This window comes from Actinopolyspora lacussalsi subsp. righensis, from assembly GCF_900116555.1.
In the GTDB taxonomy this organism is placed as follows: Bacteria; Actinomycetota; Actinomycetes; order Mycobacteriales; family Pseudonocardiaceae; genus Actinopolyspora; species Actinopolyspora lacussalsi.
In genome coordinates this window covers 249,026-271,462 of record NZ_FPAT01000004.1, presented here as the reverse complement: position 1 = coordinate 271,462, position 22,437 = coordinate 249,026, and the positions used below count along the sequence as shown (strand labels likewise).

Genomic DNA, 22,437 nt, shown 5'->3' with positions numbered 1-22,437 from the left:
CGAAGCAGCAGCTCAGCGGTGTAACGTCGGTGTGGGTGGCCGGGTTCGCTCGGCCGCGTGGGGAGGGTTTGTGTCGATAGGGGACCCCCCGTTTACAACTCCCCGAAGGCATGACGTAAGCTTTTAATCGTTCCCAACGGGGCATCCGACAACGGAAAGCCGGTTGGAGGCAAGGCCGAGCAGGCATCTGGTCGACCAAGCCCCCATCGTCTAGAGGCCTAGGACGCCGCCCTTTCAAGGCGGTAACGCGGGTTCGAATCCCGTTGGGGGTACCACCGGACTCGTCCGGTGACAACAACACATGGCCCAGTGGCGCAGTTGGTTAGCGCGCCGCCCTGTCACGGCGGAGGTCGCGGGTTCGAGTCCCGTCTGGGTCGCCAGCACGATCGGCCATGAGCCGGGTTGCACGGCCAGGTAGCTCAGTTGGTACGAGCGTCCGCCTGAAAAGCGGAAGGTCGGCGGTTCGACCCCGCCCCTGGCCACGCGGAACGACCAGCCAGAACGGCCCCCACCGGAAACGGTGGGGGCCGTTCTCGTGCTTCCGTCCAGGAGACACCGCTATGTTGGGGCCATGACTGACAGCTCGGCGTCCTCGGTCTGGCCGATCCTGCACTACGACGACACGCGCGCCGCGCTGCGCTTCCTCGTCGATGTCCTGGGCTTCCACGAGGTGCTCGCGGTGCCGGACGACGAGGGCGACATCGTGCACGCCGAGCTGCGTCGGCCCGGCGGTGGTGCGCTGGTCTTCGGGTCGACGAAGCACACCGACGGCGTGCACGGCCGGATGCGAGCCGGGAGCAGCGCTGTCTACATCGTCACCGAGGAGGTGGACGCCGTCCACTCCCGAGTGAAGGCGGCAGGGGGCGACGTCGTCGAGGCGCCGCACCACACCGAGTTCGGATCGGGAGCCGGTTCGTACGCGCTCACGGTGCGGGACCCGGAGGGCAACCTGTGGACATTCGGCACCTACCGGGGTATCGAGGCGTAGCGCGTCGACGTCGTGCCCGCTACCGCACCGCGCCGGTAGTGGAGTCCGTGCCAGTCGCTGTTTCCGAGTATCAGCCGAGGTGAACGGGCAGCTCCTCATAGCGGGTCCAGAACGGCATCGGTTCGAGCGCGAGTTCGGAGCGGTCGACTGCCAGCCGGAGGTTCGGGTTGCGTCGGACGAGGGCTCGCAGTGCGACGCGGGTTTCCATGCGGGCCAGGTTGGCGCCGAGGCAGAAGTGCACTCCGTGGCCGAATCCGAGGTGGGCGTTGGGGCGGCGGTCGATGTCGAAGGTGTCCGGGTCGTCGAACGCGGCGGGATCCCGGTTGGCCGCGGCCAACACGGGAATCACCGTCGCACCGGCCGGGATCGTCGTGTCGTGCCAGGTGACGTCCTCGACGGTGGTGGATGGTTTGGTTCCGCCGATCGGCCCGCCGTAGCGCACGAGTTCCTCCACGGCGCTCCGCCACAGCGCTTCGTCGTCAGGTGCGGCGCGCAGCCGCGCGAGCTGGTCGGGGTGATCCAACAGCGTGAGCACCGCGTTGGTGATCAGGTTGTACGTGGTCTCGTAACCCGCGGTGACCAGCAGAAAGACCATCGCGACCAGTTCGTCCTCGGAGAGGCGATCCCCGTCCTCCTCGGCCTGGATCAGACCGGTCAGGATGTCCTCGCCGGGTTCGGATCGCTTGTGCTCGATCAGCTCGCGCACGAGCTCGGTCAGGGCGTTCATCTCCCGGGCCCAGCTCTCCTGGCCAAGCCGCGCCATGCCCGTCACTAGGGCATTCATCCCCCGGCCGAAACGCTCCCGGTCGGCGTGCGGCACTCCGACCATCTCGTTGATCACCGTAGCGGGGACGGGCAGCGCGAACCGTTCGCGCAGCTCGACTCGGCCAAGGGGTTCCAGCTCGTCGAGCAGCCCGTGCGACAGCTCGTCGACTCGCCCGCTGATTCGGTCGATCGCTCGCGGGGTGAAGGGTTTGGCAACCAGCTTGCGCAGGCGTCGATGCCCCGGGTCGTCCATCAGGATCATGTTGCTGGTCGTCATCAGCCGTATCGGTTCGCGGACCGAGTCCGGAAACCCCGCGAGCATCGCCGGGCCCTGCTCTCCCGGGGACCGCAGGAACCGGTCATCGGCCAGCAGCAGACGGCAATCCTCGTAGCGGGAGACCAGCCACACGTCCTGTTCGCCCATGTAGGCCATCCGTCCTCTGTGGACCGGGGCGTTCGTGCGCAGCCACGCGTAGTGCGCGTGCGGGTCGGCGAGGAACTCCGGGCTGCCGACGGTGATCGTGGTGTCTGGTGTGGTCATACAGGGCTCCTCGGCCAACTCTGCGCTGCCGCTCATCACGGAGGACTACGGAACCGTCGCTGTCTCCGACAGTCGTTTCGAGTGGTGGAATCGTTCGAGACCGGATTCGAGGGTGCGTCGCGACACGGCTGGTTGTCGTGGTTGCCCGCAGTGTAGTGAAATGCCCGGCTCGGCGTCGGAGATCGAGGTGGAAGCGCCGCCGATATCGCCAGGGCTCTCGGCGAGGCATCGCTCGGCATCGAGCACGTCGGCTCCACGGCGGTGAGGCTCGCGGCGAAGGACGTCATCGACATCGACCTCACCGTGGCCGACCCACGGGGCGAGCGGGCGTACCTCCCCGCGCCGGCGGAGCTGGGCTACGTCCGCACGATCCGGGAGTCCTCCTTCCACGAGCCCCGGTGCCTGCGGCTGTCGGGATTCAGCCGGTGCGTCAGCCGCCCGGTGTCGGGGCGTACTCGATGCCCTCGCGGACCTGGCGCGCCCGCTCGACACCCGCGAGGCGTCCGACGAGGTGCAGCGCCATCTCGATGCCCGCCGCGATACCGGCGGAGGTGACCACATCGCCGTCGTCGACGTACGGCACCCCGCCGTGCACCGCGACGGTCGGCTCCAGGTCGCTCAGCCGTTCGAGCGCGGAGCGGTTGCTGGTGGCCGCCCGCCCCCGCAGCAGACCGCCCGCGGCGAGAACCAGTGAACCGGTGCACACGCTCGTCAGCAGCGACACCCGCTCGCGTTGCTCGCGCAGCCACCGCAGATGCCCCGCATCGCCGCTCAGCCGCTGTGTGCCGTCGCCGCCGGGGTGCAGCAGAACCTCCAGCTCGGGCACCGTGGTCATGCTGTGGTGCGCCTCGACGACGAGTCCCTTCTCGCAGTTCACCGCCGCACCGTCGTGCGAGAACGTGGTCACGGCGTAACCGTCCTCGGGAAAGTGCCTGGTCCACCACGCGAAGACCTCCCATGGGCCGACCGCGTCGAGCTCCTCCATCCCGTCGAACAGCAGGATCCCGATGTGCCGGGTCTCGGTGGTTCCACCGTGCGTCTCGCTCATGTCCCCATGCTTTCGAAGCGACGAGACGGAACCAAGTGGCAGGACTGCCTGGATGCGCCAGGATCCTGCCATCGTGCGTACGGTGGCCGCGCTGCCGGTCGCGCGTGAGACTGGGCGACGAGCCGCTTTCCCGCTCGAAAGGTGGGCATCATGACCGATACATCGGTGCCTGCGGTGCTGCGCCCGTTCGTCCGGCAGGGGACGGTCCTGCTGCGTACCAGGACCCTGCGCTACGAGCTGACCGACGTACTCGCGCGCTGACGACGGCCCATCGGTGAACCGCGATCCTCACCGTTCGAGGTCGCGCCTCGCGGATCGGCGCGCATGCGCCGCGGTCCGACCGTTTCCCGGCGCGCGTAGCGCCTTCCGTCGGCCGGGTTCACGACCGTGCCCTCCACCTGTGGCAGTTCCCCGGCGTCACCGCACGGCGACCACGAGGAGCCGTCCGGCAGCCGGAAGGTCGACGGCAGCCGCACGGAACGGGCCTTCCGGTAGCCAACCGTCCCCTCTGGATGGAGAGTCAGTTCCAGCAGCGCGATCCCGGTGCGTCCGTTCCCGCTGACCAGTGCGTGGGAACGGCCACCACGCTCGTCGGCCCAGGTGTTCAGACCGTAGGCGGTGCGCTAATCGTTGATCTCCGCCCGGTCGGCCGCGAAGACAGGTTCGACACCGCTGCCCGACGCCGTTGTCCGACGCGGCGCCACGTCGCGGCCTACGGCTCGCGAACGGGTGTCCCCTGCGGCGAGCGTTCTCGGCACCCGGCCGGTGTAACCCGGTCAGCCCGCCTGGGGATGCTCCGCCGACTGCGAGTCGGAGTACTTGTATACCCAGAATCCCCGCCCCATGTGCTGGTCCCGCTCGTACCAGGCGACGCCTTCGTTCTCCTCCGAGGCACGCGGTACGGGGAGCGGGGACAGCGGCTCACCCTCGCCGCTGACGGGAAGCGTGATCTCGCGGCCGTCTTCAGGACCGCCGTACAGCTCGATACGGGCGTGCAGGTTCATGGCGTGCCTCCGTGTGAAAAACCTCCGGCTTTTATTACTGACGATTAGGTCTCGGGTTTGGTTCCGCTTTTTCACCCGAACGGAGCAATGAACGGGCTCCGGTGCGGGCTGCCGTGCCACCGTTCGACCCCTGCCCCGAGGCGTGGCGGCCCCTCGAATCGGAGCATCGCACGAGCCGTCCGGTCGCACTCGGCGAATCGGGAGCTCACGGCACGAGTCAGCCGGAAAGGTGACACACGACCGAAAGGTGCGCCCCCGCTCTCAACCGGCCTGGGGGTCACCGGGAGTGCGGGGGCGCCAAGTCCACCCCTGGGGGTCAGGTGGACGTCGCCCAGGTTACTAAACAGTGCCGCGGATGTCTCTAGGGGAAGAGATCTTTTTTGGGGCGGATTCGGTTGGTCACAACCAGTCGCGTCTCCGAAACACCGCGTACAGCGTTACCGCCACCAGCAGCATCAGCAGCAGCGACAGCGGGTATCCCGACGGCCAGTCCAGCTCCGGCATGTGCGTGAAGTTCATGCCGTAGACCGTTCCCACCAGCGTGGGAGTGAACAGGATCGCCGCCCACGAGGAGATGCGCTTCACTTGCTCGTTCTGCCGCAGGCTCGTCTCGGTGAGCCTGGTGGCCTGCTCGTTCTGGCGCTGCGAGTGCAGCGAGGAGTTCACCAGCAGGATGTTCGCCAGCAGTTGCCGGTGCGACTCGACGCGCTCCGCCACGTCCGCCGCGTGGTCCCGGACGTCCCGCAGGTGGCGGTTCAGCTCCACGCCGTCGCGCAACTCGTGGAACGTCTGCTCCATGCCGTCCAGCACTTCCATGAGCGGGCCGGTCGCCCGCTGGAACTCGATCACCTCGCGGGAGAGTCGGTAGATCCGTTTGGACACTGTGGACTCGCCGCCGAACACCTCGGTCTCGATCTCGTCCAGGTCGTTCTGCAACTCACGCTCCACCGGCAGGAAGTCGTCCACCACCCGGTCCACGAGGGCGTAGAGCACGGCGGGCGGGCCGTGCGCCAGCAGCTCCGGCTGGTTCTCCAACCGTTCTCGCACCGCGTCGAGGTCGGGCCGGTCACTCCGCCGCGAGGTGATGACGAAGTCCGTGCCGATGAACGCGTGCACCTCGCCGAGCGCCACGTTCTCGGTCGCCTCCTCGTACAGCGCGGAACGCAGCACCATGAACAGCGTCTCGCCGTAGCGGTCGAGCTTCGGCCGCTGGTGCGCGACCGTGGCGTCCTCCAGCGCCAGGTGGTGCAGCTCGAACTCGGTTCCCAGCGTCGCCAGCTCGTTCCCGTCCGGACTGGACAGATCGATCCACCCGAACGTGTGGTCGGAGTCGGAGTCGGAGCCGCGCCGCAGTTCGTGCAGCGTCTGCTCGATCGTCCCGCAGCGCTGCCGCGATCTGCCGTTCACGTAGATGACGCTGTCTGCCAGCACCATGCCGGACACCTCCGCGGGAACGAGCGGTCCAGTGCTCTCAATCGTCCGACGTGAACTCCACGACGGCGAGTGCCTGGTCGTCGTGTCGCTTGGGGCGTGGCCAACGACTGCCGTCCGGATCGGCGTGTTCGGCCGCACGGACTCGCTCCAGCACCGCCCGCGCCGATTCCGCGCGGGCGTGTGCGAGCAGTTCCCGCCAGTCGCGGTAGCTGTCGTACTGTTCGACACCGCAGGAGACGCCGTCGCTGGCCAGCAGCGCCGAGCGGACCTCCGACCTGGGCCAACTCCGCCGGATCGCACGGTGCGCGGCGGACGGATCGGCCTCGGCCACCCAGAAGCCGCCCTCGACGTTGCGCCAACGGCCGGTCGCGTCCACCGCGGCGCGCAGCTCGTCGTGGTGCCGCTCGTCGAAGCCGCCACCCCCGCGCAGTCGCTGCCGGTAGTCACCCTCGCCGGTGGTGCGCAGGGCGTGCAGCCGGTCGTCGGTCACCGCGTCGGTCCCCGAATCCGTGAACACCACTACCGGGCTGTCGGCCAGCACGAGTGCCTCCACGGTTCGCTCGTCCCACCGCAGGATCGACACCGTGGTGGAGGGGGAGTTCCCCGGGAGCAGCCCGTGGGCCGTGCTCACCTCGTCGATCGCCGACGCCAGCGAGTCGGCCAGGTCCGGGGCGGCTCCGGAATCGGGGTGGGAGCCCGGATCGGGGACGGTGCTCGGGCCGAGGCGGTGGCGCAGCGCCGTGGCGAGCTCGGCGGCGTACCAGCCGCCGGTGCGCTCGGTGGGGCGCAGCGAGGTGGCGCCGTCCAGCACCGCCACCGCGTTCGGCAGGGTGAGCACCACGTCCTCACTGGGTTCGGTTCCCGCCTGTTCGGCTACCTCGACAGTGGGCATGTCCGGATTATCCTGCGTTCGGGGTCCGCACCGCCACAACGGGCATCGCGAGTTGTGCCGTCGGGCCGATCGCCAGCGCGTAGAGCGCCGTTCCGAACCCCACCGAGCCGCCCAGCAGCCAGCCCGTCAGCAGTACCGACAGCTCGACGCAGGTGCGGACGGCGCGCAGCGAGAGCCCCGTCGTGCCGTGCAGGCCGGTCATCAGCCCGTCGCGGGGGCCGGGACCGAGCCGGGCCCCGACGTAGACCGCGGTGGCGAGACCGTTGCACAGCACGCCACCGAGCAGCAGCGCCACCCGGAGCGGCAGGTTATCGACCGGTGGGATGAGGTGCAGCGCGATGCTCACCGAGAGCGCCACCATGAACACGTTGGCGACGGTGCCGATGCCGGGCCGCTGGCGCAGCGGTATCCAGCACAGCAGCACCAGGGCGCCGGTGATCGCGGTCACGGTGCCGAAGCCTAGGCCGGTGCGTTCCACCAGGCCGTCGTGCAGCACGTCCCACGGCGCGAGTCCGAGTTCCGCGCGCACCATCATCGCCATGCTCGTGCCGTAGCAGGCGAGTCCGGTGAACAGCCGTAGCAGTCGGGTGCCGGGGCGGTGTGTCACCGGTATCGGTTCGAGGTCCACTGTCGCGGTTCTTCGAGGCATATCCGATTGATATTCGGTTTTGGTCTGTTATAGACAGGGCCAATAGTGGAATATTGGTACCCGTGACGATTTCGGAAGCGGGAAGAACGGGAGTCAATGCTCTGGCGCGGTTGTTGGGCAACTGGTCGCGGGGCGACCGTCCCAGCGCCGACGCGCTGTACTCGGCACTGCGCCAGCTGGTGCTGGAGGGGCAACTGCCGCCCGGTACGCGACTACCCGCCGAACGTGAACTGGCCGACCGGCTCGGCGCCAGTCGCAATCTGGTGACCGCTGCGCTCGACCGGCTCCGGGAGCAGGGGTTCGTGCGGAGCAGACGGGGAGCGGGCTCCTGGATCGGGTTGCCGGCCACGGCCGGCGGCACCGCCGAGTCGGGTGGTTGGTACCCGTCGGAACGCGGCGAGAGCATCAACTTCGCCCAAGCCACTCCCGCCGCGTCCTCCGAGGTGTACGAGGCGTTCGAACGGGCGAGCGAGCGGTTCGCCACGCGGTTCCACGGGCACGGCTATCAGACGCAGGGCCTGCCGGAGCTGCGCGAGCGGATCGCGCGGCGCTTCGCCGAGCGCGGCCTGCCCACCGACCCCGAACAGATACTGATCACCAACGGCGCGCAGCACGCCTTCGCCCTCGTGCTGCGCACGGTGCTCACTCCCGGGCAGCGGGTGCTGCTGGAACATCCCACCTACCCGAACGCGCTGGAAGCCGTCCGCGGCGTACACGCGCGACCGCTGCCGGTGCCCCTGGTCGACGGCGGGTGGGATCCGGAACTGCTGGAGGCGACCCTGGCACAGGCGGCGCCGCGGCTGGCGTATCTGATTCCCGACTTCCAGAATCCCACCGGCGCGCTGATGACCGCGGCCGAGCGGGAACGGCTGGGCCACGCGCTGCGGCGTCACCGCACGACCGTCGTGGTGGACGAGACGCTGGTCGACATCAATCTCTCCGGGGAGCCGCTTCCACCTCCCGTGGCTGCCTTCGCCGAGTCGCAGACGGTGACGGTGGGCTCGGCGAGCAAGTCGTTCTGGGGAGGTCTGCGGCTCGGCTGGATCCGTGCGCCGCACGAGTTCGTGCAGCGCATCGTCGTCGGTCGTGCCGCGATCGACCTCGGCAGCCCCGTTTTCGAGCAGCTGGTGCTGAGCGAGTTGCTGGACGACGCCGATCGCGTACTGGATCGGCAGCGCACGAGACTGCTGCACCAGCGGGACCGGTTGGTGGCGGCGCTGCGCGAGCTTCGCCCACAGTGGACATTCACTCCGCCGGGCGGTGGGCTCTCGCTGTGGTGCCACATCGGCTCCCGCCGAGCCGGACGGCTGGCCGTGGCCGCCGAACAACGAGGCGTGCGGCTGGCTTCCTCCGGGAGATTCGCGGTGGAAGGGGAGTTCGACGACCGTCTCCGACTGCCCTACAGCCTGCCGGAGGAAACGCTGCGGCGGGCAGTGGAGTTGATCGCCGAAGCCGACGACTCGATCGGGCCTGCCCACCCGCCCGACCTGGTTACCTAGGGTGCTGATGGCGGAGCTTTTTCGGGTGGGTCGGTTAGCCGTCACGTGAGTCGGCGCCTTGCCGCGTTGGGCCGGCTCTTGAGTAGCGACCTACGCGGCGAGCGGCCCGGCCTTGCAATGCATCCGACTCACGCACCGGGGTTCCGCGCGCTGCTGACGCCGCATGGTCGCGTCACGAGGACGGTTTCGGGGGCCGTCAATTTCGCGAGAAATCGCGCCGCCCCGAGGTCGGGGCGCGGCGGTGCCGGCTGCGAGGGCGGTGGGAGTTCGGCCTGCGTCGAAGTGGCGCGGCGATTTCGTGGGAAATCGACGTCGTTTCGGAGGCGGGGTGGCGGAACCTCCGGCACGGCTCTCGTAGGGGATGGCTGTTCGGCCACCCGCCGGCACGGCCCCTCGACGTGCCGGTGGGTGGCCGCTCGACCCGGTGTCACAGGGGCAGTGCGACACCGGGGGCGGGGCTGTCTGCCGCTCTCGTGACGATTGGTTCGCCCCGATGCGGCGCCCCGACCGACCCGGTCGGGCGCAGGCAACCGGATCGGAAGTCTCGGCGTTCGGGCCGGGCGGGATAGCGGCGAACTCTCGCTGTGCGCTTTCGGCTTCTCGCCGCGCACTCTCGGAATCTCGCCGGACGCTCTCGGCCGCTCGCCGTGCGCCTTCGGTCAGCCGCCGTCCGCTGCCCGCGGTCTGGAGCGGAAACGCCCGGCGTGCTTCGGGAACCGGAGCGCGCCAACCGGCGATCGTCCGGTCTCGGTGAATGTGGACGTTCCCTCACCACTCGGGACTGTCCGTTGCATCAGAATCACCGCCCCGTGTCTCGCTGCCCGCGTTCGACCATCATCCTCCCGGGTAATCGGCGAATTGGCATCCGCAAACGCCGCCTATCACCCGGTTAGGCGGTGTTACGAATCAACAATCGCCCGTTGTGGCTCGTTGGTTTTTCCCGAATGCCGCCCGGCGGTGAATGAGAACGGTCCGCGGTGGGACCGGTGGCTCCCCGGTGACTACGCGGCAGGTACGTAGTACTACTCGAACTCTTGCCCCGTTCGGGGGTTTACGGCCGCACCGCGAATCCAGCGGCGGCCGTGACGTCTCCTATTCGGCGAACCGGCCCGAGTCGTGTGCTCCGCTCGACGCCCACGGCTCCCGGGTCGGGACCGATCCCGAAGTAGGAAAGGTGTTCCAGTGACGGAACGGGAGCGATCCTGCGGTACCGCCGTGTTGCTCAGTCGGCTGGCCGTCGGTGACGAGCGCGCCTGGCGCGAGCTGGTGGACCGCAACAGCGGTGTGGTGTGGGGAGCCGTTCGCGCCTACTCGGCCAACCGGGCCGATGCCGAGGACGCGTGGCAGGCGACCTGGCTGCTGCTGGCCGAGAACCTGCACCGACTCCGCGACTCCGAGGGGGTGTCCGCGTGGCTGGTTACCACCGCCCGTCGCGAGTCGATGCGATTGGCGCGGGCGCGACGCAGGGAATCGCCCAGCGGGCTGGCCGGACTGCTGGCCGAAACCGCCGACGGCACCGAGACTCCGGAGAGCAGCGCGGTGCGTTCGTTGTCGGCCGCGCGGATGGCACAGGCGTTCGCGCAGTTGTCACACCGCTGCCAACAGCTGTTGCGGATCATGGCGGTGGCCCCGGACGCGAGTTACGAGCAGATCGGTACCGCGCTGGGGATGGCCCGCGGTTCCATCGGTCCCAAGAAGCAGCGATGCCTGCGAGCGCTGCGTCTGCGGATGCTCGCGTCGGGGAGCCCGGAAGCCGTGGAAGGGGTGGCGGTGTGAGCACGGGGATCGATGAGAGCACGGGGGTTCCCGAAGAGCTCCGATCGTTGGGCAGGCTGTTCCGTCGAACGGATCCCACCCCCGATCGGGCGATCAGCGCGGCCTACGGCGCCGCGCGGCGCCTGGTCCGTGAACGTGACTCCGTCGGAGTGCTGGAACCACTCGGCGATTCCGCCGTCCGGCGCCGCGCCCTCGGTGACTCGTCCGGTGCCGTCGGTGAGCCGTCCGGCGCCGCCGAGGTACGCACGTTGAGCTTCGCCGCACCGGGCAGACTCGTCGAGCTGGAACTGCGCCCCACGCGGCAGGGGCAGTTCCTCGCCCGCGGCATCGTGCTGAGCCGAGCGGGGCAGCCCAGCCCGTCGGGCGCGGTGATCGTGCGGCACGGCAAGGGGGAGTGCCGGGGCGAGTTGGACGGCTGCGGTGGGTTCGCCGTGCCCGGTGTTCCCGCCGGGCCGATCTGTCTGCGGCTGCACACCCGGCGAGCGGACGGGCTCGTCACGCATCGGACGAGCAGCGACTGGTTCGTGTGCTGACGCGGGTAACGGTGCTTTCGCGAGCGCGCCGGGAGAGGCGTTCGGTTGGCCGGATTCGCCTGGATCCCGGCCAACCGGGGCGTCACCCGTGATGTGGTGGCGACGCGGTGGTCCCGTCGCCACCCGTGAAGTCGGGTATCCGCTGGTGAGATCCGGCAGGGTTCACGCCGGAGGGAGCCGGGGACCCGTCCGGCGGAACTCCCTCAACCCAGCTTGTGCAGTCGCCGGACTCCCTCGTCGATCACCTCGTCGCGTTTGCAGCAGGCGAACCGGACGAGGTGGCGTACCGGCTCGGGATCGTCGCAGAGCACCTGGAGCGGAATGGCCGCGACACCGGCCAGCTCGGGTAAGGCGCGGCAGAACTCGGCGCCGTCGGAATAGCCGAGCGGCCGGATGTCGGCACACAGGAAGTAGGTGCCCTCGCAGGCCAGCACCCCGAAACCCGTCGAGCGGAGCCCGGCCCCGAGACGGTCCCGCTTCCGCTGCAGCTGGCCGCGCAGTTCCGGCAGCCAGTCCCGCTCCTCACGCAGGGCGTGGGCCACGGCGGGCTGGAACGGGGCGCCACCGACGAAGGTCATGAACTGCTTCGCCGCGCGGACCGCCGCGACCAGTTCCGGGGGCCCGCAGACCCAGCCGATCTTCCACCCCGTGACGTTGAAACTCTTGCCCGCGCTGGACACGGAGAGGGTTCGCTCGGCCATTCCCGGGAACGTGGCCAGCGGCACGTGGCCGCGCCCGTCGTAAACCAGGTGTTCGTAGACCTCGTCGGTGATGGCGAGCAGATCGTTCTCCCGGCAGACAGCCGCGATCTCGGCCAGCTCCGCCTCGGTGAACACGGTGCCGGTCGGGTTGTGCGGCGAGTTCAGCACGATCGCGCGGGTGTTCGGACCGACCGCCGCTCGCAGGGCCGCTGCGTCGAGCTCGAACCGCTCTCCGGTCACCCGCAGTGGCACGGTGCGTCGCGTCCCGCCCGCCAGCGACACCGCCACGGGGTAGGAGTCGTAGCAGGGCTCCAGCAGCACCACTTCGTCACCGGGCTCCACGAGGCCGAGCATCGCCGCGCTGATGGCCTCGGTGGCACCGACGGTCACCAGGATCTCGGTCTCCGGATCGTGCTCGATGCCGTAGTCGGCGGCGCGCTGGGCACCGATGGCGGCGCGCAGCTCGGGCTCACCCGGTCCCGGTGGGTACTGGTTCGTGCCGTCCGCGATCGCCCGTTCGGCCTCGCGGAGCATGCCCGCTGGGCCGTCGGTGTCGGGGAACCCCTGTCCCAGGTTGACGGCTTCGTTGCGCCGGGCGAGCTCGGTGATCTCGGCGAAGATCGTCGAGGTGAACGGGCGCAGTCGACTGCTCAAGGGTGGAGTACGCACGGATCGCACCCTACTAGTGGAAGCTCGGATGACCAGGTTTCCGTGGTGCTCGCCCGACGACCTTCCGCCGGTTCCGGGGCGCCTCCCGTCGGGGACGCGTCCGGGCCGTGGGGCGTCGTCGCGGCGTTCGCCCCGGTAGGCCGAGGGGCGAGCGCGGTGGCGGCCGTGGTCGGCAGCGCTGCCACAATCGTGGGGTGTCGGATACTTCGGTGGCCGAGCTTTCCCGCAGGCGCGGGCTGCGCCGCATGAAGGGCGTCGCCACGGGGCTGTTCCTGCTGGCCGCGTTCGTTTACCTGTGGACCGGATGGTTGGTGCCCGACGGCTCGGGCTGGGTCGGGTACGTCAACGCCGCCGCCGAGGCTGGGATGGTCGGCGCGCTGGCCGACTGGTTCGCGGTGACCGCGCTGTTCCGCAGACCGCTGGGGCTACCCATCCCGCACACCGCGATCATCCCCAACCGCAAGAACGCGCTCGGTCAGAGCCTCGGTGACTTCGTCGGCACCAACTTCCTGTCCGAACGGGTCGTGGTGGACAAGCTGGACCGTGCCGGGATAACCGGCCGGATCGGTGAGTGGCTGTCGCGGCGGGAGCACGCGGAGCGCGTCACGGCGGAGTCGGCAGCGGTGTTGCGCGGTGCGGTGCGGGTGCTGCGGGACGAGGACGTGCGGCAGGTGCTGGAACAGACCGTGCTGCGCAAGGTCGTCGAACAGCCGTGGGGACCGCCGTTGGGGCGCGTTCTCGGCAGGGTCTTCGAGGACGGCTCGCATCGCGGGCTGGTCGATCTGGTCTGCGATCGTGCCTACGACTGGGTCCGGGACAACTACGAGACGGTTTCGCGGGTGGTGGACCAGCGTGCTCCCTCCTGGTCACCCAGGTTCTTCGACTCGCTGGTGGCGGACAAGATCTACAGCGAGATACTGGCCTTCGCCTGGGCCGTCAAGACCGACCCCGAGCACCAGATGCGCAAGGCGGTGGACCGGTTCCTGGTCGAGTTCGCGCGGGATCTGCGGGAGGACCCGGCCACGATGGCCAGAGCCGATCGCATCAAGTGGCAGGTACTGGAGCACCCCGAGGTGCGGAGCCTGGTCGCCGACGCCTGGACAACGGCCAAGGGCATGCTGCTGGAAGCCGCCGAGGACCCCGACAGCGAGCTGCGGCAGCGGGTACGCGACGGCCTGGTCTCACTTGGTGGCCGCCTCGCCGCCGAGCCGGAGTTGCGTGACAAGGTGGACGGCTGGCTGCGCGAGGCGGCCCGTTACGTCGTCAACCACTACCGTGCCGAGATAACCACGCTGATCACGGACACGGTCGACCGCTGGGACGCGGCCGACACCTCCCGCAGGATCGAGCTACAGGTGGGGCGTGACCTGCAGTTCATCCGCATCAACGGCACGGTGGTGGGTGCGTTGGCCGGACTGGCCATACACACGGTCACCGAGTTGTTGTTGTGACCACCCGCGGTGACCACGCGGCTGTACCGAGTGGTGTCGTGGTGGTGCTCAATGTGGGGTGTGGCGTTCCCGCCAGGAACGTGCCTTCTCCCGGTTGCCGCAGACCCGCATCGAGCACCAGGTGCGCGATCGGTTTCTGGAGCGGTCGTAGAAGGCCCACAAACAGTTCGTCGCGGGACAGATCTTGATGCGGTGCCAGCGTCCCACCGTGGCGATACGGGAGGCCGCCGCGAGGACGGCTCCGAGTGCATCGCTGCCGGAGGCGACCGGCACTCCTTCCTCGAGATGAATGCGCACCGGCCATTCCGCTGTCGCGGGAGGTATGGCCGTTGATTCGCCTGAACCGCAACTGATCGAATCGCGCATCAGGTCGCGAATCTCGCGTGCTGCTGCCGTGTCCACGGATGCCTGCCCGGTGTGCCGCAGGCACCACTGCTGCCATTGTTCCGTCTCCGCCAGCACATCAGTGCCGGTCTCGGCGTCGACGGTGTTGAGAAACGCCAGCAGAAGGTCGATGTCCTGTTCCGTGTCGGGCCCGACGGGCTCGGAGGGCGCCGCTGATAGCCCGTTCGGCGCGACGGCTGCGACGGCTTTGCTGTTCACGGTCCCATCGTAGGCCAGCGATTCCTTGCGGTAACGCGGTTGCGAGGTCATAATCATCGGCTGGTAACCATTGAAACAGTTACGGTAGTTACGGAGAGCTTCGATGGCAGGAACCGAACGCGCCACCTCGACCCCGCTGCGCGTGATCTCCTTCGTGCTGGACGGTCCCGATCCGCGCGGGCTGGCCGAGTTCTACGGCGAGCTGCTCGGCTGGCCGGTCGACGAGTCGGAGTCCGACGAGCGGTGGGTGGAACTGGCCGATCCCGAGGGCGGTGCGCGGATCTCCTGCCAGCTGGATCCGCACCACACCGCCCCGGGGTGGCCCGATTCGCCACCGCAGCAGCAGGCCCATCTCGACATCCGGGTGACCGATCTCGAGACCGTCGAGGCCCGTGCGCTGCGTGCCGGAGCCACTCGGCTGCCCCAGCCCGCGGACGAGCTCGAATCGAGGTTCCGGGTCTACGCGGACCCGGCCGGGCACCCGTTCTGCCTGTGCTGGGGACCGCCGCCCGCGTGATCTCGCGGGAAATCGACGTCCCTCGAACGGGGCCGACGGTGCCCCGCGTGTCGACCGGTGGGACTACGCCGGTGCCGGTGGTTACAGGAGAGGTCACCGGCACCGGCGCCGCCCGCACCACGGTCGTCACGGAATCTTCGCGGCCACGGTTCCGAACAGTTCGTTCGCCTCGTCGAAGGCCCGTCGCAGCGTTTCGGGGTCGGATCCCAGCCCGGTTAAGCCGTTGAACACACCGCCCCGGTCGCCGTCCGCTCTCGGCGCGCGTGGCCGGAGCGCGTCGGACGACACGGGACCGCGATGCGGTCCGCGACGGATCACCACTTCATCGCGCTCGATCTTAGCGAGCACCGAGCCCGCCACGGTGATTTCGCGAGAAATCGACAGTCGTCGTTAACGCGGTGTCGACCACCGCTTCCTATCCCCCGTTCGAGTGCGAGCACTGTGCTTGCAATAGTTAGCAACGCTGCTAGCGTGGAAGTGAGGGAAGGGTGGCGCGATCGTGGAACGGATGGATCGCCCGGTCAAAGCAGTGAACCGGGCTGTCAACGACCTGGGGGGCTACATCCGCGCGCAGCGCGCCACCGCCCAGATCTCGCTGCGACAGTTGGCGAAACGGGCCGGAGTCTCCAACCCGTACCTCAGTCAGGTGGAACGAGGACTGCGCAAGCCCAGCGCGGAGATCCTGCAGCAGATCGCCCACGCCCTGCGCATCTCGGCCGAGGCGCTGTACGTGCGGGCCGGGATTCTGGAAAGCCGTCCGGGTGGGCCGGTGGTCGACGCGATCCTGGCCGACACCGAGCTGAACGACCGGCAGAAACAGGTGTTGCTCGACGTCTACACCTCGTTCCGCGGCGAGAACGCGGCATCCGGGGCGGTGTCCGCGCGGGGCCAGGAGCCGCGAGAAGAGCCGGAGTTACGGGACGGGACCGCCGTCCACGAGGCAGTTCGATCCGAATCCGAGGAGTGAGCACCATGGCGACACGAACCGAGAACAGCGATACCGAGCAACCGGGCGGTCGTGCGGGCCAAGCCGCCGAAGGCCTCTACAAGCAGGCTCGGATGCCGCTGGTGGCGGCCCTCGGCGCGGGTGAGGTCGCCGCGCACGCCGTGGCCGACAGCGTGCACCGGGTGCGGGAGCAGCTCAACGAGCACGCGGGATCGGCACGCGAGACCGTGAGCGAACTGCCCTCGGATCTCGGAGAGCTGCGCGAGCGGATCCGTTCCGGAGAGGTGCGTGAGCTGCTCGACGGTTATCGCGATTCCGCCGCGAGGCTCTACGGCTACTTCAGCGAGCGCGGTGAGGACGCACTGCAGCGGCTTCGTGAGCAGCCGGGAGTGCGGCACGCCAAGAGCCAGGTCGAACACGCCCAGGAACGTTTCGAGGGAGCCGTCGGCGAGGCCCGCGAGCTGGCCGACGACGTGCTCGGCAGGGTCAGCACCACCACCCGCTCGTTCGGGGAGAAGGCGGCCCGCACCACCCGGACCGTGGCGGAGGAGACCGCCGGGACGGTACGCGAGGCCGGTGCCGAGGCGGCCAGGGCCGCCGAGGAGACCGCCGAAACGGTGCGTGAGACCGGGGAACGTGCCGCCTCGGAGACTCGCGGCGCGACACGACGCACCGCCAACCGCGCCTCGGCGGCGAAGAGCGGCGGCCGGGGTGGTTCCGCCAGCGGTGGTTCCGCCAGCGGTGGCTCCGGCAGCGGGAGCCGTTCCGGTGGGCAGCGCGGTTCGTCCGGCAGCAGGAACAACCCCTCGAAGCAGCCCAGGTCCGCCGCGCGGAACAAGGAACAGAGCTGACGGTGACCCGCTCGCCCGCGGGAACGAACGCGGACGGGCGCGGCCAACGTCCGAGACCGTCACCGTCGGGCGCGGCCCCGGCGCTCGCGCGGCCGTGACCGCGCCCGTTCGGCACACGACCGGCACTTCCGACACACGACCGGGACTTCCGTGAGGATTACCCGTATCCTGGCGGTGTGCTTCTGGCTCAGGTGATCGTGACGGCTCTCTGGATAGCGGGTATCCCGGTTGGGGTGTACGCGTTCGGGCACGCGCTGATGCAGCGCGCCGACGCGTTCACGGCTGCGGACAAGCAGTCCAAGCCGATTTGGCTCGGGATCACCGGCGCTGGTGCGCTGGTGCTCATACTCATGGCCAGGGGACCCATGACGATTATCTGGATCGCCGGTCTCGTCGCCGCGCTGGTCTACATCGTGGATGTGCGTCCCCGGGTTACCGAGGTGCAGAAGGGCAGTTCCTGGTAGTGACGATCGGTTCGACGGGAACTGTCGGCGGCGACCATCCGGAACTCGCGTCGGGAGCCACGTGGCGCGTGCACGGCAGCGGTGCGCCGGTGACGCTGGTGGTGCACGGCCTCGGCGCCACCGAGGGTGAGGCTCGCATCCCCGCCTCGGGACTGCGCGGTACCCGCGTGGTCCTCACGCTGCCCGGTCACGGTGGTGCCGCGGACCCGGCGGACGGTTACTGGAGCTACGAGCGCGTGGCCGACGACGTGCTCGAAGCGGCCGATCGGGTGGGTGCCGAACGGGCGGTCGGGGTCTCGCTCGGCGCCGGGGCGCTGACCCGGATAGCCGCGCGGAATCCCGCGCGTTTCGAGCGACTCGTCCTGCTGCTTCCCGCCGCGCTGGACCAGCCGCGTGGTGGTGAGGTGACCGAGGTCTTCGACCGGCTCGCCGCCGGTGTGGCCGCCGCTGCCGAGGACGACGGCGAGTGGCTGCGCGCGATCGTGGGGTCCGGGCTCCCGGATGATGCCGACGTCGGCCACTACGTCGAGCAGCGCGCGGCCACGCTGCGGCGTCTCGGTCCCGCCCTGCGTACCCTGCCCCGGCAGGCTCCGCTGGACGACAGCGCCGAACTCTCCGCCGTTGCTTCCCCCGCCCTGGTGATAGGCGCCGCTTCCGATCCGCTGCACGACCCCTCGGTCGCCGAACGGCTCGCGGCCGTGCTGCCCGAGGCGCGGCTGGAGGTGTTCGACTCCGCCGCGCCCATGCTGGACAGGCGTGCCGAGTTGCGGAAACTGCTGACCGGTTTTCTCAACGACCGATAGTTGGATTCTGTCGATGTTGTTCGAGGGTGGTTCCGTGGCGGAACCTCTGGCACGGCTCTCGCTGTGTTGTTTGGCCGGTTGCTCTGGCGGGGTGGTCGGGTAGCCGGCACGTGAGTCGGCGCCTTGCCGCGTTGGGCCGGCTCTTGAGTAGCGACCTACGCGGCGAGCGGCCCGGCCTCGCAATGCATCCGACTCACGCACCGGGGTTCCCTGCGCTGCCTCGCTCACGGTCGCGTTTCGACGGGCGGTGACGGCGTCGTCAATTTCGCGGGCTGGGGCAGGGGGTGAGTTGTCGGCACCCCGCGGTGGTCACCTGCCGTTGACCAGCTCCGCCAGTCCGAGATCCCCGCTGGTCGTCGCCGTGTTGGGGCGTCCCCACACCCGGCGGTAGAGCGTGTCCGCGTCGCCCGCGACCGTCGCCTCCGGTTCGGTGCCACCGAACGCGGTGTCGCGTCGGCATTCGATCGTGGGGAACCGCCCGGCCTCGAACGTCACCAACCACGCCCGCTCCACATCCACCGCGTGGAACAGCAGCTGTCCGGCGGACCGATCGGTCGACCAGTCCTGCCCGATCCCGAACAGCACGTTGAGGAATTCGTCGACCCCGTCCGCGGCGAATTCGGCGTCGAACAGCGGCCCGCCGCCGTTCGATCCACCCTCCGAGAGCGCGTACTCGGTGTCCAGCCGGTGAATGGCGGTCTCGTGCACCATTCGCCTCGCCCAGTTCCGCGGGGTCCCGCCGGGGAAGAACGACCAAACCGGGCGGTCCGGTGAGTCCGTGGCCAGCTGTGCGGTCAGGTCCGTCAACCGCTCGTCCATCCAGTGCAGCGCGGCGTCGAACTCCCGGGGAGCCGACTCGGGCCTGGGCCGGGAGTCATCGGGACTCAGCTTCAGTGCCCGGCCCACCATGTCGTAGACCTTGCCCAGGTGCCGGACCAGTTGCAGGATGTCCCATTCCGGGCAGGTGGGTACGGCCGCGTCGGCCCCCGCACCGGACGCCGCCTCGCGGAGCGCCCTCGCGTGTTCGCGTAACAGTGCGTGATTCGAGTCCTCGTTCATGTCACGGAGTTTAGAAGGAGATCGGCGGTTCGGTCGTCTCCCGTTCTCGATCGGCGGAACCTCTCGTCGGCTCCTCCGGGGGCCGACATCGAGTGGGTACGGCAACCCACCTACCCGTCCTCGCGGCTCAGCCGGTCGGCCAGGAACTTCCGCTCCTGAGCGATCACGCGGCGCACCTGACCCGCCAGCAGTTCTTCCGCCCGCTCGCTCAGGAACGGCAGCCGTACGCTCACCTCGCCGTGGAACACGAACTCACTGGCCCACGGTCGATCCCCGGCAGCGGTGTCGGTGTCGACCTCTTCGCCGGGTGTCAGATCGCGCAGCCACAGTGAGCCGGTGACGGTGCTCGGAACTCCTCGCAGGGTGGCGGCCACCTCGCCCACGAAATGTCCGTCTTCCCGCCGCCGCCAGGTCTCGCTGCGGTCCACGACCGGGCTCCCCCCGAGCACACCGCGGATCACGCCGGGCAGGTCCTGCTCGGGAAGCTGTTGCCGGAGCTGGAACCGGACGTCGTGCTCGGTGACCGTGTGGGACACCAATAGCGCGGCCGCACCGCCCAGCTCGTCCAGTCGTTCGCGCAGACACGCCTCGTCGACCAGCGCCGCGTGGATCCGTGCCGCGGGCCAACGCGACATGCTGTGGTGCTCGATGCGGCGTGTCATGCGGCGCAGGTTACCGTGACGACCGTGACCTCCAGCTCGATGTCCGAAGGCGGTGCCGTGGAGGCCACGGCTTCCGCCGCCCCCAGCCGTTCGCTGGCCCGACACACCACCCTGCGGTTGGGTGGTCCCGCGGCCGAACTCGTCACCGCCACCGACTCCGAACAGCTGGTCGAGCTGGTGCGTACCGCCGATCGTGCCGGAACGCGGCTGCTCGTGCTCGGCGGTGGTTCCAATCTGGTCGTCTCCGATGAGGGGTTCGACGGCAAAGCGGTGCGCATCGCCACGAGCGGAGTCACCTACGACCGGTTGGGGGACGGTCTGGTGCGGCTCACCGTCGAAGCGGGCGAGGACTGGGACGACGTGGTCGCCGATACGGTCCGTCGTGGCCTGGGGGGTCTGGAGTGCCTCTCCGGGATTCCCGGTCTGACCGGTGCCACCCCGGTGCAGAACGTGGGGGCCTACGGGGTGGAGATCTCCGGATCGCTGATATCGGTGGATCTGCTCGATCGCCCCACCGGTGAGGTGCGCACGGTGCCCGCCGAGGAGCTGGGGCTGAGTTACCGCAGCAGCGTGCTCAAGCGCACGGATCGGGCGGTGGTGCTGCGAGTGCGGTTGCGGCTGCGGGAGGACGGTCTTTCCGAACCCGTCCGCTACGGCGAGCTGGCCGGTGAGCTGGGAGTGGACCCGGACGAGCGTGTCCCGGTGGAACGTGTCAGGCAGGCGGTGCTTCGGCTTCGCGGCGGCAAGGGGATGGTGCTCGATCGCGGTGATCACGACACCTGGAGCGCGGGCTCGTTCTTCACCAACCCGATCGTGGGGGCCGAGCACCTGCCCGGCGTGTTGGAACGCATCGAGGAACGGGTGGGGCAGCAGCGCATCCCCCGTTATCCCGCCGCGGACGGCGCGGCCAAGCTGTCGGCCGCCTGGCTGATCGAACGCGCGGGCTTCGCCAAGGGTTACGCCGGTCCCGGCGGGCGGGTGGGACTGTCCACCAAGCACACCCTGGCGTTGACCAACCGTGGTTCGGCCACCACCGTGGATCTGCTCAGCCTCGCGAGTGAAGTACGGGACGGAGTGTGGGACGCCTTCGGCGTGTTGCTGGCTCCGGAACCCGTATTGGTGGACTGTCTGCTCTGATGCGGACCCGACACACTCCACTGTGTTGACTTTAAGTGACTAATTATCACCCTGCGTGTTAAATGGTGGGCGGAGGCTGCCATGATTAGCGTCAGGGAAGCACACGACCGGGCGGCTATTCGTCCGATCAAGCGTGCCGTGGAGGATCAGCTGCTGGATCTTCCAGGCGTGGGGATAGTCGACATCGGCGAGAAGCGGACGTCCGGCTGTCCCACCGGACAGCAGGTGATCATCGTTTCCGTCGCACGCAAGAAACCGATGGAGCGGCTCGAGGTCGGCGAGTGCGTGCCGCCCATGATCCTCGGCATCCCCACCGATGTGGTGGAGGAACGGGTGTTTCCGCAGCACGCCCACTGTTCGCTCGACGAACTCGTTCCGGCGGTGGTCCCAACGCCGGCCGCCACGGTGTTCGGCGGGGTGGGGATGGCGCCCTGCCGCCCGGTCGTGCTCGGTCCGGCCAGTTCCGCCGCCGAAGACCGGTACCGGGGCCGGGAGCAGTACCGGGGCGAGGGCGAGTACCGGCGGATCGGAACCCTGGGCACCCTCGTGGCCGGACGAGGCTCGGCCGTGCTCACCATGGGACTGACCACTTTCGACGTGGCCTGCATGGACGATGCCTGGTCGGTGGGCGACGCGATGCTGGATCCGCAGACCGGCCGTTGCTACGCCGAGCTCTCTCGCGCGGCGTTGTCCGGGAGGGTGGACGCGGCGGCGGTCATGATCGACGAAGCGTTCGACTGCTGTCGCATGATCCCGGGGGTGGGGTCGGTCACCGGTCAGGGGGTCGCGGCGGTCGGGGACACGGTGCGCAAGAGCGGGTTCGGCACCGGACTCACGCGGGGTTCGGTGGCTTCCACCGACGCCACGCTACGGATCGACCACGGTGACGCGCTGGGTGTTCGGACCAGCCGTGAGCAGCTCAGAGTGGTCACCGCCCGCGAGAAACCGTTCACCGGTGCCGGTGACGCGGGGGCCGTGGTGGTGAACGGCGAGGGCGGAGTGGTCGGCCTGCACACCGCCGGCAGTGCGGACGGCCGTACCGGATTCGCCTGCCCGATAGCCGATGTGCTCGCCGAACTGGACGTGAAGCTGGCGGTCACGTTCCGCAGACTGCGCGCCCACGACCGACCCGCCCGCTGAAGCCTTGCGCGCCAGCACGTCGAGCCTCCCAGTTCACACCTTCGTGGGAGCTCAGGAAGTTCGGTTTGCCCGAAATCCTGCTCGACCGAACGTAACCGGAGTGGACGCCTCGCAGGCTCGTCCACAGCTCTTCGGCGTTCCCGTGCGGCACTCCCACCACCCTCGCGGTCGGCACCGCCGCGGGTTCTCGGGTGCGGCTCTCGCGAGGAAGGCCCGACGTTGTGTAGGTCGCTACCCGATGTCGGGCCTCCCGGAGCGAGAGCCGTGCGAGAGGTTCCGCCAAGTGATCACCTCGGCAAACCGGG

23 protein-coding genes, 3 tRNA genes and 1 pseudogene are annotated in these 22,437 nt (G+C 69.2%); 16 read left to right on the top strand and 11 right to left on the bottom strand.

The window, feature by feature from the left end:
* Positions 1-199 precede the first annotated feature (199 nt).
* From BM394_RS09670 to BM394_RS09655, 4 genes are all read left to right on the top strand, one after another.
* Positions 200-275: transfer RNA gene (locus BM394_RS09670), tRNA-Glu, on the top strand.
* A gap of 28 nt (positions 276-303) precedes the next feature.
* Positions 304-380 (top strand) — tRNA-Asp (locus tag BM394_RS09665).
* A gap of 28 nt (positions 381-408) precedes the next feature.
* Positions 409-482: transfer RNA gene (locus BM394_RS09660), tRNA-Phe, on the top strand.
* An 89-nt stretch (positions 483-571) separates the two neighbouring features.
* A complete protein-coding gene (locus tag BM394_RS09655; RefSeq protein WP_092976904.1) occupies positions 572-988 on the top strand; it encodes a VOC family protein in 417 nt (138 codons plus the stop codon).
* A gap of 70 nt (positions 989-1,058) precedes the next feature.
* Here the strand turns inward: BM394_RS09655 and BM394_RS09650 are convergent, their stop codons facing one another.
* Positions 1,059-2,294, bottom strand: a complete 1,236-nt coding sequence (locus BM394_RS09650; protein WP_175530036.1) for a cytochrome P450 family protein — start codon at positions 2,292-2,294, stop codon at positions 1,059-1,061.
* A gap of 204 nt (positions 2,295-2,498) precedes the next feature.
* Here BM394_RS09650 and BM394_RS23680 point away from each other — a divergent pair.
* Positions 2,499-2,684: pseudogene (locus BM394_RS23680) on the top strand (GrpB family protein); the annotation flags it as partial.
* A 40-nt stretch (positions 2,685-2,724) separates the two neighbouring features.
* Here BM394_RS23680 and BM394_RS09640 read toward each other — a convergent pair.
* The 5 genes from BM394_RS09640 to yczE all read right to left on the bottom strand — a co-directional run bounded on the left by BM394_RS09640 (position 2,725) and on the right by yczE (position 7,321).
* Positions 2,725-3,342, bottom strand: coding sequence for a DJ-1/PfpI family protein (locus tag BM394_RS09640; protein ID WP_092976898.1), 618 nt, complete (start codon positions 3,340-3,342; stop codon positions 2,725-2,727).
* Between the two features lie 776 nt (positions 3,343-4,118).
* A complete protein-coding gene (locus BM394_RS09630) occupies positions 4,119-4,346 on the bottom strand; it encodes a hypothetical protein (protein WP_092976892.1) in 228 nt (75 codons plus the stop codon).
* 399 nt (positions 4,347-4,745) lie between these two features.
* Positions 4,746-5,780, bottom strand: coding sequence for a magnesium and cobalt transport protein CorA (locus BM394_RS09625; protein ID WP_092977216.1), 1,035 nt, complete (start codon positions 5,778-5,780; stop codon positions 4,746-4,748).
* Between the two features lie 37 nt (positions 5,781-5,817).
* Complete coding sequence (locus BM394_RS09620; protein ID WP_092976889.1) at positions 5,818-6,672, bottom strand: protein phosphatase 2C domain-containing protein; 855 nt, start codon at positions 6,670-6,672, stop codon at positions 5,818-5,820.
* Between the two features lie 7 nt (positions 6,673-6,679).
* The gene (gene yczE / locus BM394_RS09615) at positions 6,680-7,321 is read right to left on the bottom strand and encodes a membrane protein YczE (protein ID WP_092976886.1); all 642 of its coding nucleotides are present in this window, start codon (positions 7,319-7,321) and stop codon (positions 6,680-6,682) included.
* A gap of 62 nt (positions 7,322-7,383) precedes the next feature.
* Between yczE and yczR the strand changes: the two genes are divergently transcribed.
* The 3 genes from yczR to BM394_RS09600 all read left to right on the top strand — a co-directional run bounded on the left by yczR (position 7,384) and on the right by BM394_RS09600 (position 11,129).
* Positions 7,384-8,820: a MocR-like transcription factor YczR gene (yczR, locus tag BM394_RS09610; protein WP_217643422.1), complete on the top strand. Its 1,437-nt coding sequence runs from the start codon at positions 7,384-7,386 to the stop codon at positions 8,818-8,820.
* Positions 8,821-10,002: 1,182 nt separating this feature from the next.
* On the top strand, positions 10,003-10,596 hold the full coding sequence (locus BM394_RS09605; protein WP_092926140.1) for an RNA polymerase sigma factor: 594 nt from the start codon (positions 10,003-10,005) through the stop codon (positions 10,594-10,596).
* Positions 10,593-11,129 carry a hypothetical protein gene (locus BM394_RS09600; protein WP_092976883.1) on the top strand — a complete coding sequence of 179 codons (537 nt, stop codon included), beginning with the start codon at positions 10,593-10,595 and terminating at the stop codon, positions 11,127-11,129. The genes BM394_RS09605 and BM394_RS09600 overlap by 4 nt, the downstream gene beginning before the upstream one ends.
* Before the next feature lie 203 nt (positions 11,130-11,332).
* On the opposite strand, the gene BM394_RS09595 is transcribed toward BM394_RS09600, so the two are convergent.
* Complete coding sequence (locus BM394_RS09595) at positions 11,333-12,499, bottom strand: pyridoxal phosphate-dependent aminotransferase (RefSeq protein WP_092977214.1); 1,167 nt, start codon at positions 12,497-12,499, stop codon at positions 11,333-11,335.
* A 194-nt stretch (positions 12,500-12,693) separates the two neighbouring features.
* Between BM394_RS09595 and BM394_RS09590 the strand changes: the two genes are divergently transcribed.
* Complete coding sequence (locus tag BM394_RS09590; protein WP_245780077.1) at positions 12,694-13,950, top strand: DUF445 domain-containing protein; 1,257 nt, start codon at positions 12,694-12,696, stop codon at positions 13,948-13,950.
* 48 nt (positions 13,951-13,998) lie between these two features.
* On the opposite strand, the gene BM394_RS09585 is transcribed toward BM394_RS09590, so the two are convergent.
* The gene (locus tag BM394_RS09585) at positions 13,999-14,610 is read right to left on the bottom strand and encodes a CGNR zinc finger domain-containing protein (protein WP_245693804.1); all 612 of its coding nucleotides are present in this window, start codon (positions 14,608-14,610) and stop codon (positions 13,999-14,001) included.
* Between the two features lie 46 nt (positions 14,611-14,656).
* On the opposite strand from BM394_RS09585, the gene BM394_RS09580 reads away from it, so the two are divergent.
* Positions 14,657-15,070, top strand: coding sequence for a VOC family protein (locus BM394_RS09580; protein WP_092976880.1), 414 nt, complete (start codon positions 14,657-14,659; stop codon positions 15,068-15,070).
* 126 nt (positions 15,071-15,196) lie between these two features.
* Here the strand turns inward: BM394_RS09580 and BM394_RS09575 are convergent, their stop codons facing one another.
* Positions 15,197-15,430 (bottom strand): hypothetical protein, encoded by a 234-nt coding sequence (locus tag BM394_RS09575; protein WP_092976877.1) that lies wholly within the window; start codon positions 15,428-15,430, stop codon positions 15,197-15,199.
* A 148-nt stretch (positions 15,431-15,578) separates the two neighbouring features.
* Between BM394_RS09575 and BM394_RS09570 the strand changes: the two genes are divergently transcribed.
* The 4 genes from BM394_RS09570 to BM394_RS09555 all read left to right on the top strand — a co-directional run bounded on the left by BM394_RS09570 (position 15,579) and on the right by BM394_RS09555 (position 18,134).
* The gene (locus BM394_RS09570) at positions 15,579-16,037 is read left to right on the top strand and encodes a helix-turn-helix domain-containing protein (protein ID WP_175530051.1); all 459 of its coding nucleotides are present in this window, start codon (positions 15,579-15,581) and stop codon (positions 16,035-16,037) included.
* Between the two features lie 5 nt (positions 16,038-16,042).
* Positions 16,043-16,867 carry a hypothetical protein gene (locus BM394_RS09565; protein WP_175530035.1) on the top strand — a complete coding sequence of 275 codons (825 nt, stop codon included), beginning with the start codon at positions 16,043-16,045 and terminating at the stop codon, positions 16,865-16,867.
* A gap of 176 nt (positions 16,868-17,043) precedes the next feature.
* On the top strand, positions 17,044-17,331 hold the full coding sequence (locus tag BM394_RS09560; protein WP_092976871.1) for a DUF2516 family protein: 288 nt from the start codon (positions 17,044-17,046) through the stop codon (positions 17,329-17,331).
* Positions 17,331-18,134 (top strand): alpha/beta fold hydrolase, encoded by an 804-nt coding sequence (locus tag BM394_RS09555; protein WP_245780076.1) that lies wholly within the window; start codon positions 17,331-17,333, stop codon positions 18,132-18,134. The genes BM394_RS09560 and BM394_RS09555 overlap by 1 nt, the downstream gene beginning before the upstream one ends.
* Before the next feature lie 309 nt (positions 18,135-18,443).
* On the opposite strand, the gene BM394_RS09550 is transcribed toward BM394_RS09555, so the two are convergent.
* Together BM394_RS09550 and BM394_RS09545 are read right to left on the bottom strand one after the other, a co-directional pair.
* On the bottom strand, positions 18,444-19,193 hold the full coding sequence (locus BM394_RS09550; RefSeq protein ID WP_092976868.1) for a maleylpyruvate isomerase family mycothiol-dependent enzyme: 750 nt from the start codon (positions 19,191-19,193) through the stop codon (positions 18,444-18,446).
* A 110-nt stretch (positions 19,194-19,303) separates the two neighbouring features.
* Complete coding sequence (locus BM394_RS09545) at positions 19,304-19,855, bottom strand: DUF2505 domain-containing protein (RefSeq protein ID WP_092976865.1); 552 nt, start codon at positions 19,853-19,855, stop codon at positions 19,304-19,306.
* 39 nt (positions 19,856-19,894) lie between these two features.
* Here BM394_RS09545 and BM394_RS09540 point away from each other — a divergent pair, with 39 nt between their 5' ends.
* Together BM394_RS09540 and BM394_RS09535 are read left to right on the top strand one after the other, a co-directional pair.
* Positions 19,895-20,992: a UDP-N-acetylmuramate dehydrogenase gene (locus tag BM394_RS09540; RefSeq protein ID WP_092977211.1), complete on the top strand. Its 1,098-nt coding sequence runs from the start codon at positions 19,895-19,897 to the stop codon at positions 20,990-20,992.
* An 81-nt stretch (positions 20,993-21,073) separates the two neighbouring features.
* Complete coding sequence (locus BM394_RS09535) at positions 21,074-22,132, top strand: chymotrypsin family serine protease (protein ID WP_092976862.1); 1,059 nt, start codon at positions 21,074-21,076, stop codon at positions 22,130-22,132.
* Positions 22,133-22,437: the final 305 nt, after the last annotated feature.